Raw genomic sequence first — 15,206 nt, forward strand, 5'->3', positions numbered from 1 at the left:
ATGCAAGCCCCGTTCCACGTCGTCCCATGCGCGCACGCGCACCTTCAGCTGGCCGGGCGCCTGCCGATATCCCCCTGGATGATTGCCGCGCCCCTGCCCGACGACGAAGACCAGCGGCTCGCAGCGCTGCGGGCCTTGCTCATCCTCGACACGCCGCCCGAAGAGCGCTTCGACCGCATCGTGGCGTTTGCCGCGAGCGAGTTCGATGTGCCGATGGCGCTCATCAGCCTCGTCGACAGCGACCGGCAGTGGTTCAAGTCGCGCATCGGCCTGAGTGCCTGCGAGACGGCGCGCGACGTCTCCTTCTGCGCCCATGTGGTCCACGACCGCGAGACCCTCCTGGTGAGCGACGCGCTGCGCGACCCGCGCTTCCATGACAACCCGCTGGTGACGGGCGACCCGCACATCCGCTTCTATGCCGGTGCACCGCTGACGCTCAAGTCGGGTGCCGTCGTCGGCACCTTGTGCGTGCTCGACACCCGCGAGCGCAGCTTCGACGCCATCGACCGCAGCATCCTCGAATCGCTGCGCCTGCTGGTGGTGGCGGAGCTGGAGCGCACGGCATGAGCGCCGGGTCCGAGCGCCGGGCCGCCCCAAGCCGGACGAGTGCCTCTCGGGGGATCGTGAGCGGCAAAGCCGCGCACGAGGGGCTGACATGAACACGAAAAGGCGGGTGCTCCTGGTCGAACCGCACTTCGTGATGCGCAACACCGTGGCCAACGTGGCGCGGCAGCTGCGCCTGGCCGACGTGCACGAGGCTACGCACTACGAGACCGCGCTGCGCATGCTGCAGACGGATGTCTACGATGCGCTGCTCACCGACCTGGGCGACCGCAACGATGGCGTCACGCTGGTGCAGCAGGTGCGAGAAGGCGCCACGCTGTGCGACCCCGAGGTTCCGATCGCCGTGATGGCCACGGGGCTCGATGCCGACACGGTCGGCATCTTCAAGACGCTCAAAGTCCAGCGCATCATGATCAAGCCGTTCAAGGTGAAGACGGCTGTCGAGGTGCTGGCGAGTTTGTCGGGTGTCGCGCTGCCGGCCTGAGGGCGAGGCTCAGGCGGGCGTGGACAAGACGCCCAGCTCCAGGATCTGCCGCGCCGCTGCCGCCTGCCTCGCGCGCTCCGCCTTGGCGTGTTCGCACAGCTGCATGCCGGTGTGGTTCTCCAGCGTCTCGGCCACCCAGTCGACGAAGACGCGCACTTTCGACGACAGGTGCCGGTTCGACGGATACACCGCGTGGAAGGGCATGTCGTCCGACAGCCATTCGCACATCACGAGCTCCAGCGCACCGCAGCTCGGGTACTGGTGGAACATGTAGGTCGGCAGCCGGCCGACGCCCAGGCCCGCGAGGCAGGCGTCGATGTATGCGTTGGAGTCGTTGAGCGTCAAGGGGCTGTCGACCGTGAGCACCACACGCTCGCCGTTGCGGTTGAACTCCCAGTCGAAGACCTGACCGGTGCGCATGGAGAAATAGTTCAGGCACACGTGCTTCTTCAGGTCGTGCGGGTGCTCGGGCCGGCCATATTTGGCCAGGTAGCCGGGCGTCGCGCAGGTCACCACCTGCATCGTGCCCACGCGGCGCACCACCACCGACGGGTCTGTCACCTCGCCCACCCGCAGCGCGCAGTCGATGCCTTCGCTCAGCAGGTTGAGCGGGCGGTCGCTGCAGCCGAGCTCGAGCTCGATGTCGGGGTAGCGCTCGAGAAACGTGTGCAAGAGCGGGATCAGCAACCGGCTCGCCACCGCCGTGCTCACGTCCACCCGCAGCTTGCCGTGCGGCGAGCCCTGGCGCGAGGAGAGTGACTCCTCGGCGTCACGCAAATCCTCGAGGATGCGCACGCAGCGCTCGTAATACGCGGCGCCGTCGGCGGTGACGGTCACCTTGCGCGTGGTCCGGTGCAGCAGCCGCACCTTCAGGTGGGCTTCCAGCTCGGCGATGCAGGCCGACAGCGTGGCCTTGGGCATGTTGAGCAACTCGGCCGCACTGGTGAAGCCACCGGTGTCGACCACCCCGACAAAAGCCTGCATCGCGCGCAACTGGTCCATTGTCTTTAATCCTGAACAGTCAATCTGGGAATCGGCACTTTATAAGGTTTCAACCGATCAATAAAGTCATGTCGCACCGCAGCATGGGTTTTCCATGCGCACAAACCTTCAAGAAAAAGCCACGCGAGGACCTGCCATGACTTCCCCCCGACCCACGTCCCTGATGTTTTCCACCCTGGTGCTGACGCTCGTGTCGGCCGCAGTCCTGTCGCTGGCCGGTTGCTCGGGCGGCGGCGAGGCCCAGGCCGCGGCGCCAGCCGGGGCGCCTCCGGCTCCGCCGGTCAGCGTGGCAGCAGTTGTCACGAAGAAGGTGCTCGAGCTGCAGGAGTTCTCGGGCCGCATCGAGGCGGTCGAGTCGGCGCAGATCCGCGCCCGCGTGGCCGGCACCATCGAGGCGGTGAAGTTCAAGCCCGGGGCCCTGGTGAAGAAGGGCGACGTGCTCTTCGTCATCGACCCGCGCAGCTACCAGGCCGAAGTGGCCCGGCTCGACGCCGCCGTGGCCAGCGCCCGCGCGAAGGCCGAGCATGCCAACGCCGAGTTCGAGCGCTCCAAGCTGCTGAAGGCCGACAACGCCATCTCGCAGCGCGACTTCGACGAGCGTGCGTCCAACGCCCGCCAGCTGGCCGCCAACGCCAAGGCCGACGAAGCCGCGCTCGCGGCCGCCAGGCTCAACCTCGACTTCTCGGTGGTGCGCGCGCCCATCTCCGGTCGCATCGGCAAGGCCGAGGTCACCGAGGGCAACCTGGTCGACAGCAGCGTGGTGCTCACCTCCATCGTCTCCATCGACCCGGTGTATGTGAGCTTCGATGGCGACGAGGCCACCTTCCTGCAGGTGGGCGCACTGGCGCGCCAGGGCGGCCCCGGCGTGAAGGTGCACGCCGGCCTGGCGAACGAGAGCGGCTTCCCGCACGAGGGCAAGCTCGACTTCGTCGACAACCGCATCGACCCGGTCTCGGGCACCGTGCGCATGCGCGCCGTGCTGCGCAACGCCGATGCGACGCTCGTGCCGGGCCTCTTTGCCCGCGTGCAGGTGGGCACCGATGGCGGCAAGGGTGAGGCGCTGCTGATCAACGACACCGCGATCGGCACCGACCAGAACCGCAAGTACGTCTACGTCGTCGGCGCCGACAACAAGGCCGAGTACCGCGTGGTCACGCTCGGGCCGCTGGTCGATGGCTTGCGCGTGGCGCGCAGTGGCCTGAAGCCGGGCGACCGCATCGTCGTCAACGGCCTGCAGCGCGTGCGGCCCGGCGCGCCCATCGCGCCCGAGGTCGTGCCGATGGTCACGTCTTCGGCCAGCGCGCCCGTGCGCCAGTAAGCGCCCGCCGCCCCAACCCCTTTCCGGATCACCGCCATGCGTTTCTCCAGGTTCTTCGTGGACCGGCCCATCTTCGCGGCCGTGCTGTCCATCCTCATCTTCCTCGCCGGGCTGATCGCGATCTTCCGGTTGCCGATCTCCGAGTACCCCTCGGTCGTGCCGCCCTCGGTCGTGGTCAGCACGCGCTTCCCCGGCGCCAACCCGACCGTGATCGCGCAGACCGTCGCCGCGCCGCTCGAAGAGGCCATCAACGGCGTGGAAAACATGCTGTACATGGCCTCGCAGGCCACCGGCGACGGCGGCATGAACCTCACCGTCACCTTCAAGGTCGGCACCAACGTCGAGCAGGCCGAGACCCAGGTGCAGAACCGGGTGCAGCGTGCGCTGGCGCGCCTGCCCGAAGAAGTGCGCCAGATCGGCGTCACCACGCTCAAGAGCTCGCCCAACATCACGATGGTGGTTCACCTCGTGTCGCCCAACTCGCGCTACGACGAGGTGTACCTGAGCAACTACGCGGTGCTCAACATCAAGGACCGGCTCTCGCGCATTCCCGGCATGGGCCAGGTGCTGGTGTTCGGTGCCGGCGACTACTCAATGCGCGTGTGGCTCGATCCGCAGAAGATCGCGGCCCGGGGCCTCACCGCGCCCGACGTCGTCAACGCCATCCGCGAGCAGAACGTGCAGGTGGCCGCCGGCGTCGTGGGCGCGTCGCCCAACAAGAACGCGCCGTTCCAGCTCTCGGTGAACGCGCAGGGGCGCCTGTCGACCGAAGAAGAGTTCGGCGACATCATCGTCAAGACCGGCTCCAACGGAAACGGCGTCGGGGTCACGCGACTGCGCGACATCGCCCGCATCGAGCTCGGTGCGGCGCAGTATTCGCTGCGTTCGCTGCTCAACAACAAGCCGGCGGTGGCGCTGGGCATCTTCCAGGCACCAGGCTCCAACGCGCTGCAGCTTTCGAGCGACGTGCGCAAGCTGATGGAGGAGCTGCAGCGCGACTTCCCCGAAGACCTGAAATACGAGATCGTCTACGACCCCACGAAGTTCGTCGAAGACTCCATCGCGGCGGTGATCAAGACGCTGCTTGAAGCGGTGGCGCTGGTGGTGCTGGTGGTGATCGTCTTCCTGCAGACCTGGCGAGCATCGTTGATTCCGCTGCTGGCGGTGCCGGTGTCGGTGGTGGGCACGTTTGCGGTGCTGCTGGCCTTCGGCTTCTCGATCAACACGCTGAGCCTCTTCGGGCTGGTGCTCGCGATCGGCATCGTGGTCGACGACGCGATCGTGGTGGTCGAGAACGTGGAGCGCAACATCGCCAACGGCCTCACGCCACGCGAGGCCACGATCCAGGCGATGAAGGAAGTCTCGGGCCCGATCATCGCGATCGCGCTGGTGCTGTGCGCGGTGTTCGTGCCGATCGCTTTCGTGTCGGGCCTGACCGGCCAGTTCTACCGCCAGTTCGCGCTGACGATCGCGATCTCGACGGTGATCTCGGCCTTCAACTCGCTGACGCTGTCGCCGGCACTCGCCGCGGCGCTGCTCAAGCCACACGATGCACCGAAGGACCGCCTCTCGCGCGGCATGGACTGGGCGCTCGGCGGCTTCTTCAAGCGCTTCAACCGCTTCTTCGACCGGTCCTCGAACGGCTACACCCGCGGCGTGCGCGGCGTGCTGAGCCACAAGGCCGCGACGATGGGTGTCTACCTCCTGCTGGTGGTGGCGGCGGTGGCGATGTTCCGCATCGTGCCCTCGGGCTTCGTGCCGGCGCAGGACAAGCAGTACCTGGTGGGCTTCGCGCAGCTGCCCGACGCGGCCTCGCTCGACCGCACCGATGCGGTGATCCGCCGCATGAGCGACATCGCGCAATCGGTGCCGGGGGTGAAGGAGTCGGTGGCCTTCCCGGGCCTGTCGATCCACGGCTTCATGAACGCGCCCAACTCGGGCATCGTGTTCTACACGCTCGACGACTTCAAGGAGCGCAAGGGCCGCACCAGCGGTGAGATCGCGGCCGAGGTGAACCAGAAGCTCGGTGCGATTCAAGACGCGTTCATCATGGTCTTCCCGCCGCCCGCGGTGGATGGCCTGGGCACGACCGGCGGCTTCAAGCTCTACGTGCAGGACCGCGGCAACCTTGGGCAAGACGCGCTTTACCAGGCCGTGCAGGCGCTGCAGATGAAGGCCTGGCAGACGCCCGAGCTGGCGGGTGTGTTCTCGGGCTACCAGGTCAACGTGCCGCAGCTGAAGGCCGACGTCGACCGCACCAAGGCCAAGCAGATGGGCGTGCCGCTGTCGGACATCTTCGACACCATGCAGATCAACCTCGGCTCGCTGTACGTCAACGACTTCAACAAGTTCGGCCGTACCTACCAGGTGATCGCGCAGGCCGATGCGCCGTTCCGCGCCGATGCGTCGGCCATCGGCCAGTTCAAGGTGCGCAACGCCACCGGCGAGATGGTGCCGCTGGGCAGCCTGGTCAACGTGAGCTCGACCTACGGGCCCGACCGCGTGGAGCGCTACAACAGCTTCTTCGCGGCCGACTTCAACGGCGGGCCCGCGCCCGGCGTGTCGTCGGGGCAGGCGCAGGACATCATGGAGAGGCTTGCGAAGGAGACCCTGCCGCGTGGCATCGGCTTCGAGTGGACCGACCTCACCTACCAGGAGATCCTGGCCGGCAACACGATGGTGATCGTGTTCCCGCTGTGCGTGCTGCTGGTGTTCCTGGTGCTGGCCGCGCAGTACGAGAGCTGGACGCTGCCGCTCGCGGTGATCCTCATCGTGCCAGCGTCCATCCTGTGTGCGCTGCTGGGCGTGTGGGCGACCAAGGGCGACAACAACATCTTCACGCAGATCGCGCTCTTCGTGCTGGTGGGGCTGGCGTCGAAGAACGCCATCCTGATCGTCGAGTTCGCACGCGACCTGGAACACCAGGGCCGCGGCGTGGTCGAGGCGGCGCTCGAGGCCTGCCGCCTGCGCCTGCGCCCGATCCTGATGACCTCCATCGCCTTCATCATGGGCGTGCTGCCGCTCGTCTTCTCGTCGGGCGCGGGCTCGGAGATGCGCCATGCCATGGGCGTGGCGGTGTTCGCCGGCATGCTGGGCGTGACGCTCTTCGGCCTCTTCCTCACGCCGCTCTTCTACGTGCTCCTGCGCACGCTGGCGCTGCGCATCGAGCGCCGTCGCAACGCCACCGCCGTGGCTGCCCTCGAGACCTGAGATCCACATGAGAACGCAACGACTCTTTTCCCTGACCGCACTGGCCGCCGCGCTGGTGCTTGCGGGCTGCTCGCTCGCACCCAAGGTGCCGGAGCCCGACCTCGCCGTGCCCACCGCCTTCAAGCAGGCCACGCCCGCCGAAGGCAGCTGGAAGCCTGCCGTGCCGGCCGAAGCGGCCGCGCGTGGCGCCTGGTGGACGGTCTTCGGTGATGCACGCCTCGACGCGCTCGAGGCGCAAGCCGAGAAGGCCAACCCGACGCTGGCCGTCGCCGCCTCTCGCGTGCGGGCGGCACGCGCCGCGCTCGGCCTGGCGCAAGCCGGCCGCTGGCCCACCCTCGGCGTGAGCGCCGGCGCCACGCGCTCGCGCTCGGCCCCGGCGACGCTGGGCCTGCCCGATGGCACCGCCACGTCGGCCTCGACGATCTACCAGGCCGGCCTCGGCGCGCGCTACGAGATCGATCTGTTCGACCGTGTCGGCACCGGCGTGGCCGCAGCACGTGCCGATGCGCAAGGCGTGGAGGCGAGCTACCGCTCGGTGCTGCTCGCGCTGCAGGCCGACGTGGCGCAGGCCTACTTCTCGCTGCGCACGCTCGATGCCGAGCTCGCGCAGCTCGACGCGACGCTCGGCCTGCGCACCGAGAACAACCGCCTCATCGAGCGCCGCTTCAGCGCCGGTGCGGTGGCCGAGTTCGACGTGGCGCGCTCGCGCACCGAGCTCGCGACGGTGCAGGCGGAGCGCGCCGCGCTCGCCGGCCAGCGTGCGCGCACCGAGCATGCGCTGGCGCTGCTGCTGGGCCAGTCACCCTCGGCCTTCAGCCTCGACGTGGCGCCGCTGCTGGCTGCCGAGAAGGTGCCCGAGGTGCCGGCGGGCCTGCCCTCGGCGCTGCTCGAGCGCCGGCCCGACGTCACGGCGGCACAGCGCAGCCTGGCGGCCGCCACCGCACGGGTCGGCTTGGCACGCTCGGCCCTGTTCCCCGCGCTCGCGCTCACGGCCGAGGGCGGCCATGCATCGAGCGACCTGGAGAACCTCTTCAAGTGGAGCAGCCGCGCGTGGCTCGCGAGCGTGGTGTTCTCGCTGCCCATCCTCGACGGCGGGCGCAACAAGGCCGCGGTCGAGCAGGCCGAGGCGCAGCTCGACGGGGCGGTGGCCTCGTACCGCGGCACGGTGCTGTCGGCCTTCGCCGATGTGGAAGACAGCCTCGCCGGCCTCAGGGCCGTGCGCGAGCAGGTGCAGCACATCGACACGGCGCTCGTTTCGGCGCGCCGTGCGGCGGAGCTCGCCGACAAGCGCTACCGCGCCGGCGAAGACAGCTACCTGCAGCTGCTGGAGACGCAGCGCGACCTGCTCGCGGTGGAGCGCCAGGCCGTGCGCCTGCGCGGCGGCTGGGCCACGGGCACGGTCGCGCTCATCCGCTCTCTCGGTGGGGGCTGGACGGTGCAGCAGTAGTCATCCCGGTTCCCTTGGGCCATGATCGCGGCGGCTGTAAGAAGCCGCCGCTGTCATCGACGGAGGCGTGTCGTTGTCATCGTCCACGACACCTCATCCAATTCCCCAAGGAGAACCCCATGACCCAACGCCTGATCGCCTCGACCGCCCTCGCTTCCGTGCTGGTCCTCGGCCTCGCCGGCCATGCCGCCGCGCAAGACAGCGGCAAGGAGAAGTGCTACGGCATCGCCAAGGCCGGCCAGAACGACTGCGCCAACCTCTCGGGCTCGCACTCGTGCGCCGGCCAGTCCAAGACCGACAAGTCGCCCGACGAGTGGAAGTACGTCGCCAAGGGCACCTGCAAGAGCATGGGCGGCCTGAGCGCCGACGAAGCCAAGAAGGCCGCCGGCGCCAAGAAGTGATGAACGACGGCCTGCGCTGCGGTATCGGCCTGCGCCAGCCGCACTATGCGCAGGTGCTGGAAGAGCGGCCGCCGCTCGCCTTCGTCGAGGTCCACTCCGAGAACTTCTTCGGCGATGGCGGCGCGGCGCTCGCCGTCCTGCACGAGGCTCGCTCGCATTACCCGGTGAGCCTGCACGGCGTGGGCCTGTCGCTGGGCTCGGCGGCAGGTCTCGACCCGTGGCACCTCGACCGGCTCGCGCGGCTCGTGGCACGCATCGAGCCCGAGCGTGTGTCCGACCATGCGAGCTTCGCCCGTGCGCCAGTGCGAGAGGGCGGGCCGGTGCTGCATGGCAACGACCTGCTGCCGCTCGCCTTCACGCGCGAGTCGCTCGACATCATGGTGCGCAACGTGACGCAGGTGCAGGAGCGGCTGCGCCGGCCGATCCTCGTCGAGAACCTGTCGGCCTACCTCGCCTGGGCCGACGCCGAGATGAGCGAGCCCGAGTTCTTCAACGCGCTCGCGCGGCGCAGCGGCTGCGGCCTGCTGCTCGACGTCAACAACCTCGTGGTGAATGCGCTCAACGAGGGCGCTGCGGATGCGGTCTCGCAGGCCTGTGCGTGGGTCGATGCGATCGAGGCGCAGGCGGTCGGTGAGATCCACCTGGCGGGCTACTGCATCGTCGACGACGAAGAGGGCGAGATCGTCATCGACGACCACGGCAGCCGCGTGCACGAGCCGGTGTGGCAGGTGTACCGACACGCCGTTGCGCGTCTCGGCCCCAAGCCCACGCTGGTGGAGTGGGACACCGATCTGCCCTCGCTCGACGTGCTGCTCGGCGAAGCGGCGAAGGCGGCGCAATGTCTACCGAAGTGAAGCGCCAGCAGGCGCTGATGGCCGCCATTCTTCAGCGCGAGGAGGGCACGGCCCTGGCGCCGTGGTTGGCGGCGCGGCCTGCCGGTGTGGCGCGCGGCTTGCAGGCCTACCAGGCGAATGCTGGTGCCTCGGCCGAGCGGTCGCTGGCGGCGGCGTTCCCGACCGTGCAGGCGCTGGTCGGCGACGACTCGTTCGCGGCGCTGTCGCGCGCGTTCTGGCATGCCGAGCCGCCGGTGCGCGGCGACCTGGCGCAGTTCGGTGCCGGCCTGCCAAGCTTCATCGCCGCGAGCGAACAACTGGCCGACGTGCCTTACCTTGCCGACGTGGCCCGGCTCGACTGGCTGCTGGCCGAAGCCGAGCGTGCACAGGACGCCGAGGTGGAGCCCGCGAGCCTGCAGCTGTTGAGCGAGCTCGATCCGGCGCAGCTTCGCTTGCAGTTGATGCCCGGCGTGGCGCTGCTGAACAGCGCGCACCCGGTGGTCAGCGTCTGGCAGGCCCATCGATCGGCGGACGTCGGCGCGCAGCTTCGCGCCGCGCTCGAGGCCGCACCAGCCGAACACGCGCTCGTCTGGCGGGACGGTTGGCGCGCCTGCGCCGAGGCCCTCGATGCGGCCGCGGCGCGCTGGATGAAGAGCCTGCTGGCCGGCGAGTCGCTGGCCATGGCCCTCATTCACGCGGGCGAGGGCTTCGCGTTCGAGCCGTGGCTGGTGCAGGCATTGCAGCGGCAATGGCTGTGGCGGGCCGTGGCCTGCGACCGGTGATGCCGCTGCAAGAAGCGGCCGCGCTGCGCGACCAAGGTGCAGCCAAGCCAGGAGGAATTTCCATGACCACTCTCACCGCATTCGCCCCGCTGCTCAGGCTCTGGGGCCGATTCGTCACGCTGCTCGAAGCGCTGCAGCCGGCCGCCCAACTCGGCGCGCGGCTCTACGTGGCGCAGGTGTTCTTCATGTCGGGCCTGACCAAGATCCACGACTGGGATACCACGCTCGCGCTCTTTGCCGACGAGTACAAGGTGCCGCTGCTGTCGCCGCCGGTGGCCGCGGTGATGGGCACGGCCGGCGAGCTGGTGCTGCCGGTGCTGCTGCTGCTCGGGCTGGGTGGGCGGTTCGCGGCGCTGGGGCTCTTCGTCGTCAACGCAGTCGCGGTCGTGAGCCTGCAGGAGATCGCGCCTGCGGCGCTGCAGCAGCACATGTTCTGGGGCAGCCTGCTGCTGGCGCTGGTGCTGTGGGGGCCGGGGAAGTGGTCGCTCGATCGGCTGATCGCGCCGAGGCTTTGACGACGTTCAGAACTTGCCCGGCCGGAAGACGATCGTGCCCGATGAAGGCACCGTGCCGTCGGTGTCGCGCGGCAGCATCTCGGTCTTGTCGAGTGCGCGCAGCACCGCGTCGTCGAGCCGGGCATCACCGCTGCCCTTGACGATCTTGCGGCCGACGATGGTGCCGTCGAGGCTGAGCTTCACCTCCACTTCCACAGCGGGGTCGCCGGAGATCGTCTCGGTGTAGATGAAGTTGGGCTTGACGCGCGCGATCACGCGGCCGGCCCAGGAGGCAGACGGCCCTGCCGTCACCTGCGCCTTGCCGCCCGGCGACGTGCCGGTGGCCCCGGCCTCGCCGAGGATGCGCTTGATGTTGGCCTCGCGGATCGCGGCCAGGCGCTCCTCTTCCTTCTTGCGCTTCTCCGCCTCGGCTTTCTTCTCCTCGGCCTTTTTCTTCTCGAGCTTTTCCTTCTCTTCGCGCTCGCGCTTTTCTTCTTCCTTCTGCTTCTTGAGCTTTTCCTGCTTGGCTTTCTCGATCGCGATCTGAGGATCGGGCTGCGCCTTCGGTTCGGGCTTGGGCTCCGGTTTGGGCTCAGGCTTCGGTTCCGGCTTGGGCGCAGGTTTCGGCGCGGGTTCGGGTTCGACGGCGCGCTGGGCGGCGATCTGCGGTACCGCGGCCCACAGCTCGGCTTCCACGCCTTCCGGCTCGCTGGCCTTCCAACTCACGCCGAGCGTCAGCGCGATCACCAGGCCCACGTGCACGACGATCGCGAGCAGCATGCCGCGGCTGATGCCGTCGGCCGACTTGGGCATCAGGTCTTCGCGCTGGAACGTGGAAGCGGTCATGTCAACCGTTGGTCTTCACGGACAGGCCCACGCGCTGCACGCCGGCCTTCTGCAAGAGGTCCATCACCTTCACCACCGACTCGTACTTCACCGAGCGGTCGGCCGAGATCACGACCGGTGCCGCCGCATCGCCGCCTTGCGCGGCGCTCACGCGGTCGGCGAGGTTCTTGAGCGTCATCGTGCTCACGTCCTTGTTGTCGACGCGCAGGCGCAGGGTTTCGTCCTTGGCGACCACGACCTCGATCACCTTCTTGGGCTGCTGCTTGCTCTTGCCCACGCTCGGCAGGTCGACCACGCCGGTGGTGATGAGGGGTGCGCTCACCATGAAGATGATCAAGAGCACCAGCATCACGTCGATGAACGGCACCATGTTGATCTCGTTGATGGTGCGTCGGCGGCTGCCGCCGGTGCGCAGGGGAGTGACGGCGGGCATCGCTCGATCTCCCTTCAGCGCATCGCGCCGGCCATCGGCGCAGCGGTGGGCGGCGGCAAGGGCTGGCTGGCGTTGCGCTGCAGGATGTTGGAGAACTCCTCGATGAAGGTCTCCATCTGGATCGCGATGCGGTCGATGTCGCGCGCGAAGCGGTTGTAGGCGATCACGGCCGGGATGGCGGCGAAGAGGCCGATGGCGGTGGCCACCAGCGCTTCCGCGATGCCGGGCGCGACGGTCGCGAGCGACACCTGCTGCAGGTTCGCCAGGCCCACGAAGGCGTGCATGATCCCCCACACCGTGCCGAAGAGGCCGACGTAGGGCGACACCGAGCCGACGGTGGCAAGGAAGGAGAGGTTGGCCTCGACCACGTCGAGCTCGCGCTGGAAGCTTGCGCGCATGGCGCGGCGGGAGCCGTCGAGCAGCATGCCGCCATCGGTGACGCGGCGCTCGCGCAGCTTGAGGAACTCGCGCATGCCGGAGGCGAAGATGCGCTCCATCGGCGCACCTTCGGCACGCCTTCCCGCGTCGTTGTAAAGGTCGTTGAGGTTTTTACCGGCCCAGAACTCGCGCTCGAACTCCTCGTTCACCGCGCGCACCTTCTTCAGCCCGAAGAGCTTGCCGAAGATGACCGTCCAGCTTGCCAGCGACACCAAAAGCAGCCCGGCCATCACGAGCTGGACCACGAAGCTCGCGTGCAGCACCAGGCTGACGATGGAGAAGTCTTGGTTCATGGAGGCTGTGTCCTTGTTGTTGTGTCAGTCGAGGGAGATAGAGGCAAGCTGCGTGCTCAGGTTCCGCGGCCCATGTAGCTGTCCATCACCTTGAGCAAGGGCTCGGGGATGCGGCGTGGCCGGAAGCTCTGCGCATCGACGCAGCCGATGCGGATGTCGCCTTCGGCCAGTCGCTCCTCGCCGCGCCAGGCGACCTGGGCCACGGTCATGCTGGCCTGGCCGGCGTGCCGCACGTCGACGGTGACGGTGAGCTGGTCGTCGAGCCGGGCCGGGCGCAGGTAGCGCACGCGTGTCTCGGAGACGATGAAGATCGCCCCGGTTTCGCAGCGCAGTGCTTCCTGGCCGAAGCCGAGCGAGCGCAGCCATTCGGTGCGGGCCCGCTCGAAGAACTTGAGGTAGTTGGCGTAGAACACCACGCCGCCGGCGTCGGTGTCTTCCCAGTAGATGCGCAGGGTGTGCGCGAAGGTGTGGGCTGCTGCAGTCATGAACGCGAGTCAGACGGCTGGTGGGCCGTCACCTCGCGGATTATCACTGCGTGATTTCCGAAAGACCTTACGGGATCTTCTTGTAAATCGGGCCCCAGAGCGGGTGCCCCTGCTCCGACTTGCTCAGCGCGAAGGCCGGGTCGGACGCCTTGGCGGCGCGGAACTCGGCCTCGCATTCCACCGGGCGCCGGCTGGTGCAGTAGATGAAGGCGAGCACCTTGTGGGCCTCTGCCTGGTCGCGCGGCGACACAAGGCCGACCTTCAGCGCGTTGTTGAGCTGCTTCTCGGCCTCGCCGTACTGGGCGTCGTCGTAGGCGCGCAGGCCGGCCTGCAAGGCCTTTTCGGCCGGGCGGGAGACGACGTCGAGCAGCCCGATCGGGGCCTGCTTGGGTTGCGTGACGCAGCCGGCGAGGGTGGCCAGGACCAGCGAGGCCAGGGTGGTGCCGAGGAGTGTTCTCATGATCCGAAGCGGTGCTTGAGTGAGACCGGTTGGCCCGGCACGATGGTGACGCTGGAACTGAACGGCGGGAACTCGTCGTTGCGGATGGTGATGGTGTGGCGGCCTTCGCTGAGCGTGAGCTCGTTGAGCGGCGGCGTGGTGCCCATCGGCTTGCCATCGACCTCGACATGGCCCCAGGGACTCACGGCGATGCGCAGCGTGCCGGTGGCGGCCACGGCGCGGCGGCCTTCGCGTTCGCGGGCCTCGCGGGCGCGGCGTTCCCGGGCGGTTTCCTTGGGTGCGGCTTCTTTCGGTGCGGCGACGGGCTTCGCGGGGGCCGGCTCGGCCTTGGCGACCTGGACAGGCGCCGGCGCGGGCGGTGGCGGCTCGACCGGCGCTGGTGCGACGCCTGCAGACGCCGGCAGGCCGGCGGCCGGCGCGATCACCGAAGCCGGTGGCTCGACGGGGGCTGCGGCCGTCACGACGGGCGCAGAGGCGACCTCGGGCACCACGGCGGGCGGCGGTGCCGGGGCCACAACCGGCGCTGCCGCCTGCACGGGCTCTGGCGTCGGCGCCTGCGACGAGGACAGCGCGAACCAGGCGCCCACCGCCACGGCCAGGGCGGCCACGCCGGCCAGCGCCCACACGACGGGTTTCCTGCCGGCCGAGAGGCCTTCTTCGGCCGCGTCCTGGCTCTCCTGCTGGGCGTGCTCTTCCAGCCAGTGGCGCAGCTCGCGCGACAGTGCGCGCGCCGAGCGGAAGCGGTCGTCGGGGTTCTTTTCCATCGCCTTGGCCGTGATCTCGGACAAGGCCTTGGGCACGCTTGCATCGACCTCGTGCGCCTTGGGCGGCACGAGGTGGACGACGGCGCCGGTGATCTCTTGCAGCGAATTGCCGCGGAAGGGGCGGGTGCCGGTCAACAGCTCGTAGAGCACGACGCCGAGCGAGAACACGTCGGTGCGGCGGTCGACCGCCGCGTGCTGCACCTGCTCGGGCGACATGTAGTACGGCGAGCCGCCGGCGATGTCGCCTTCGTTCTCGTGCTGGTGCGCGACGCGGGCGATGCCGAAGTCGAGCACGCGCGGCTGCGTGCGGCCCACCATGAAGATGTTGGCCGGCTTGATGTCCCGGTGCACCACGCCCTTGGAGTGGGCGTAGGCGAGCGCGTCGGAGACGCGGCGCACGATCAGCGCGGCCTGCGTGGGCGTGGGCTTCCAGCCTTCGAGGCGCAGCTGGCGCAGGTCGCGGCCCTTGAGCAGCTCCATCGCGATGTAGGCGCCCTGGTCGCTCACGCCGGCGTCGAACACCGTCACGATGTGCGGGTGGCTCAGGCCGCCGGCGGCGCGTGCTTCGTTCAGGAACAACGCGTTGAAGGCCTCGCGCTCTTCGGCGGCGATCTCGAGGTTGAGGGTCTTGATCGCGATCAGGCGCGACAGCAGCGGGTCGTGCGCGGCGAACACGCGGCCGAGACCGCCTTCACCGATCTGGTACTTGAGGGCGTAGCGGCCGATGTGGCCGATGGTTGCCATGTCCTGGCCCTTGCCGTTGGCAGCGGGCGTCACCGTGCGCGTGACCTGCGGCGCAGCGGGCGGGAAGTCGACCGACATCTCCTCGGTGTCGACCCACGGCGCAGAGTCCGGCGGCAACTGCGGGTTGCTCGGGACGGACGGGAGCGGTTCGGAGTCAGGGCCAGGGCCGGTCATGGATGAACTTGGGTGCATCGTTCGGCGGGGCAGT

16 protein-coding genes are annotated in these 15,206 nt (G+C 68.8%); 9 read left to right on the forward strand and 7 right to left on the reverse strand.

Translation table 11 applies throughout. The features are described 5' to 3' along the window. Positions 1–78 precede the first annotated feature (78 nt). Positions 79–567, forward strand: coding sequence for a GAF domain-containing protein (locus JI745_RS22395; RefSeq protein ID WP_201812022.1), 489 nt, complete (start codon positions 79–81; stop codon positions 565–567). An 88-nt stretch (positions 568–655) separates the two neighbouring features. After that, positions 656–1,048: a response regulator gene (locus JI745_RS22400; protein WP_201812023.1), complete on the forward strand. Its 393-nt coding sequence runs from the start codon at positions 656–658 to the stop codon at positions 1,046–1,048. Between the two features lie 9 nt (positions 1,049–1,057). Here JI745_RS22400 and JI745_RS22405 read toward each other — a convergent pair whose 3' ends face one another. Then, positions 1,058–2,050, reverse strand: a complete 993-nt coding sequence (locus JI745_RS22405; protein WP_201812024.1) for a LysR family transcriptional regulator — start codon at positions 2,048–2,050, stop codon at positions 1,058–1,060. A gap of 136 nt (positions 2,051–2,186) precedes the next feature. Between JI745_RS22405 and JI745_RS22410 the strand changes: the two genes are divergently transcribed. From JI745_RS22410 to JI745_RS22440, 7 genes are all read left to right on the forward strand, one after another. Next, the gene (locus JI745_RS22410) at positions 2,187–3,368 is read left to right on the forward strand and encodes an efflux RND transporter periplasmic adaptor subunit (RefSeq protein ID WP_201812025.1); all 1,182 of its coding nucleotides are present in this window, start codon (positions 2,187–2,189) and stop codon (positions 3,366–3,368) included. Positions 3,369–3,404: 36 nt separating this feature from the next. Next, positions 3,405–6,578 carry an efflux RND transporter permease subunit gene (locus JI745_RS22415; protein WP_201812026.1) on the forward strand — a complete coding sequence of 1,058 codons (3,174 nt, stop codon included), beginning with the start codon at positions 3,405–3,407 and terminating at the stop codon, positions 6,576–6,578. A 7-nt stretch (positions 6,579–6,585) separates the two neighbouring features. Beyond that, positions 6,586–8,025 (forward strand): efflux transporter outer membrane subunit, encoded by a 1,440-nt coding sequence (locus tag JI745_RS22420; RefSeq protein WP_201812027.1) that lies wholly within the window; start codon positions 6,586–6,588, stop codon positions 8,023–8,025. Positions 8,026–8,144: 119 nt separating this feature from the next. Beyond that, a complete protein-coding gene (locus JI745_RS22425; protein WP_201812028.1) occupies positions 8,145–8,426 on the forward strand; it encodes a DUF2282 domain-containing protein in 282 nt (93 codons plus the stop codon). Continuing rightward, on the forward strand, positions 8,426–9,280 hold the full coding sequence (locus tag JI745_RS22430) for a DUF692 domain-containing protein (protein WP_201812029.1): 855 nt from the start codon (positions 8,426–8,428) through the stop codon (positions 9,278–9,280). The genes JI745_RS22425 and JI745_RS22430 overlap by 1 nt, the downstream gene beginning before the upstream one ends. Next, entirely contained in the window at positions 9,265–10,041 is a 777-nt protein-coding gene (locus JI745_RS22435; protein WP_201812030.1) for a DNA-binding domain-containing protein, read from the forward strand. The genes JI745_RS22430 and JI745_RS22435 overlap by 16 nt, the downstream gene beginning before the upstream one ends. Before the next feature lie 62 nt (positions 10,042–10,103). Next, positions 10,104–10,556, forward strand: a complete 453-nt coding sequence (locus tag JI745_RS22440; protein WP_201812031.1) for a DoxX family protein — start codon at positions 10,104–10,106, stop codon at positions 10,554–10,556. A gap of 6 nt (positions 10,557–10,562) precedes the next feature. Here the strand turns inward: JI745_RS22440 and tolA are convergent, their stop codons facing one another. The 6 genes from tolA to JI745_RS22470 form a co-directional block, all read right to left on the reverse strand. Further along, positions 10,563–11,381 carry a cell envelope integrity protein TolA gene (tolA, locus tag JI745_RS22445; RefSeq protein ID WP_201812032.1) on the reverse strand — a complete coding sequence of 273 codons (819 nt, stop codon included), beginning with the start codon at positions 11,379–11,381 and terminating at the stop codon, positions 10,563–10,565. Position 11,382: 1 nt separating this feature from the next. Beyond that, on the reverse strand, positions 11,383–11,814 hold the full coding sequence (gene tolR / locus JI745_RS22450; protein WP_201812033.1) for a protein TolR: 432 nt from the start codon (positions 11,812–11,814) through the stop codon (positions 11,383–11,385). A 14-nt stretch (positions 11,815–11,828) separates the two neighbouring features. After that, positions 11,829–12,545: a protein TolQ gene (tolQ, locus tag JI745_RS22455; protein WP_201812034.1), complete on the reverse strand. Its 717-nt coding sequence runs from the start codon at positions 12,543–12,545 to the stop codon at positions 11,829–11,831. Between the two features lie 56 nt (positions 12,546–12,601). Further along, positions 12,602–13,030 carry a tol-pal system-associated acyl-CoA thioesterase gene (gene ybgC / locus JI745_RS22460; protein ID WP_201812035.1) on the reverse strand — a complete coding sequence of 143 codons (429 nt, stop codon included), beginning with the start codon at positions 13,028–13,030 and terminating at the stop codon, positions 12,602–12,604. Between the two features lie 67 nt (positions 13,031–13,097). Continuing rightward, positions 13,098–13,490, reverse strand: a complete 393-nt coding sequence (locus tag JI745_RS22465) for a TssQ family T6SS-associated lipoprotein (RefSeq protein WP_201812036.1) — start codon at positions 13,488–13,490, stop codon at positions 13,098–13,100. Beyond that, complete coding sequence (locus tag JI745_RS22470; protein ID WP_201812037.1) at positions 13,487–15,172, reverse strand: serine/threonine-protein kinase; 1,686 nt, start codon at positions 15,170–15,172, stop codon at positions 13,487–13,489. Before JI745_RS22470 ends, JI745_RS22465 begins: the two co-directional genes overlap by 4 nt. Positions 15,173–15,206: the final 34 nt, after the last annotated feature.

It is taken from the genome of Piscinibacter sp. HJYY11 (assembly GCF_016735515.1).
GTDB lineage: Bacteria > Pseudomonadota > Gammaproteobacteria > Burkholderiales > Burkholderiaceae_C > Rhizobacter.

Coding starts and splice junctions, on each gene's coding strand:
- JI745_RS22395 (WP_201812022.1), top strand. CDS start 79: ATGATTGCCGCGCCCCTGCCCGACGACGAAGACCAGCGGCTCGCAGCG.
- JI745_RS22400 (WP_201812023.1), top strand. CDS start 656: ATGAACACGAAAAGGCGGGTGCTCCTGGTCGAACCGCACTTCGTGATG.
- JI745_RS22405 (WP_201812024.1), bottom strand. CDS start 2,050: ATGGACCAGTTGCGCGCGATGCAGGCTTTTGTCGGGGTGGTCGACACC.
- JI745_RS22410 (WP_201812025.1), top strand. CDS start 2,187: ATGACTTCCCCCCGACCCACGTCCCTGATGTTTTCCACCCTGGTGCTG.
- JI745_RS22415 (WP_201812026.1), top strand. CDS start 3,405: ATGCGTTTCTCCAGGTTCTTCGTGGACCGGCCCATCTTCGCGGCCGTG.
- JI745_RS22420 (WP_201812027.1), top strand. CDS start 6,586: ATGAGAACGCAACGACTCTTTTCCCTGACCGCACTGGCCGCCGCGCTG.
- JI745_RS22425 (WP_201812028.1), top strand. CDS start 8,145: ATGACCCAACGCCTGATCGCCTCGACCGCCCTCGCTTCCGTGCTGGTC.
- JI745_RS22430 (WP_201812029.1), top strand. CDS start 8,426: ATGAACGACGGCCTGCGCTGCGGTATCGGCCTGCGCCAGCCGCACTAT.
- JI745_RS22435 (WP_201812030.1), top strand. CDS start 9,265: ATGTCTACCGAAGTGAAGCGCCAGCAGGCGCTGATGGCCGCCATTCTT.
- JI745_RS22440 (WP_201812031.1), top strand. CDS start 10,104: ATGACCACTCTCACCGCATTCGCCCCGCTGCTCAGGCTCTGGGGCCGA.
- tolA (WP_201812032.1), bottom strand. CDS start 11,381: ATGACCGCTTCCACGTTCCAGCGCGAAGACCTGATGCCCAAGTCGGCC.
- tolR (WP_201812033.1), bottom strand. CDS start 11,814: ATGCCCGCCGTCACTCCCCTGCGCACCGGCGGCAGCCGCCGACGCACC.
- tolQ (WP_201812034.1), bottom strand. CDS start 12,545: ATGAACCAAGACTTCTCCATCGTCAGCCTGGTGCTGCACGCGAGCTTC.
- ybgC (WP_201812035.1), bottom strand. CDS start 13,030: ATGACTGCAGCAGCCCACACCTTCGCGCACACCCTGCGCATCTACTGG.
- JI745_RS22465 (WP_201812036.1), bottom strand. CDS start 13,490: ATGAGAACACTCCTCGGCACCACCCTGGCCTCGCTGGTCCTGGCCACC.
- JI745_RS22470 (WP_201812037.1), bottom strand. CDS start 15,172: ATGACCGGCCCTGGCCCTGACTCCGAACCGCTCCCGTCCGTCCCGAGC.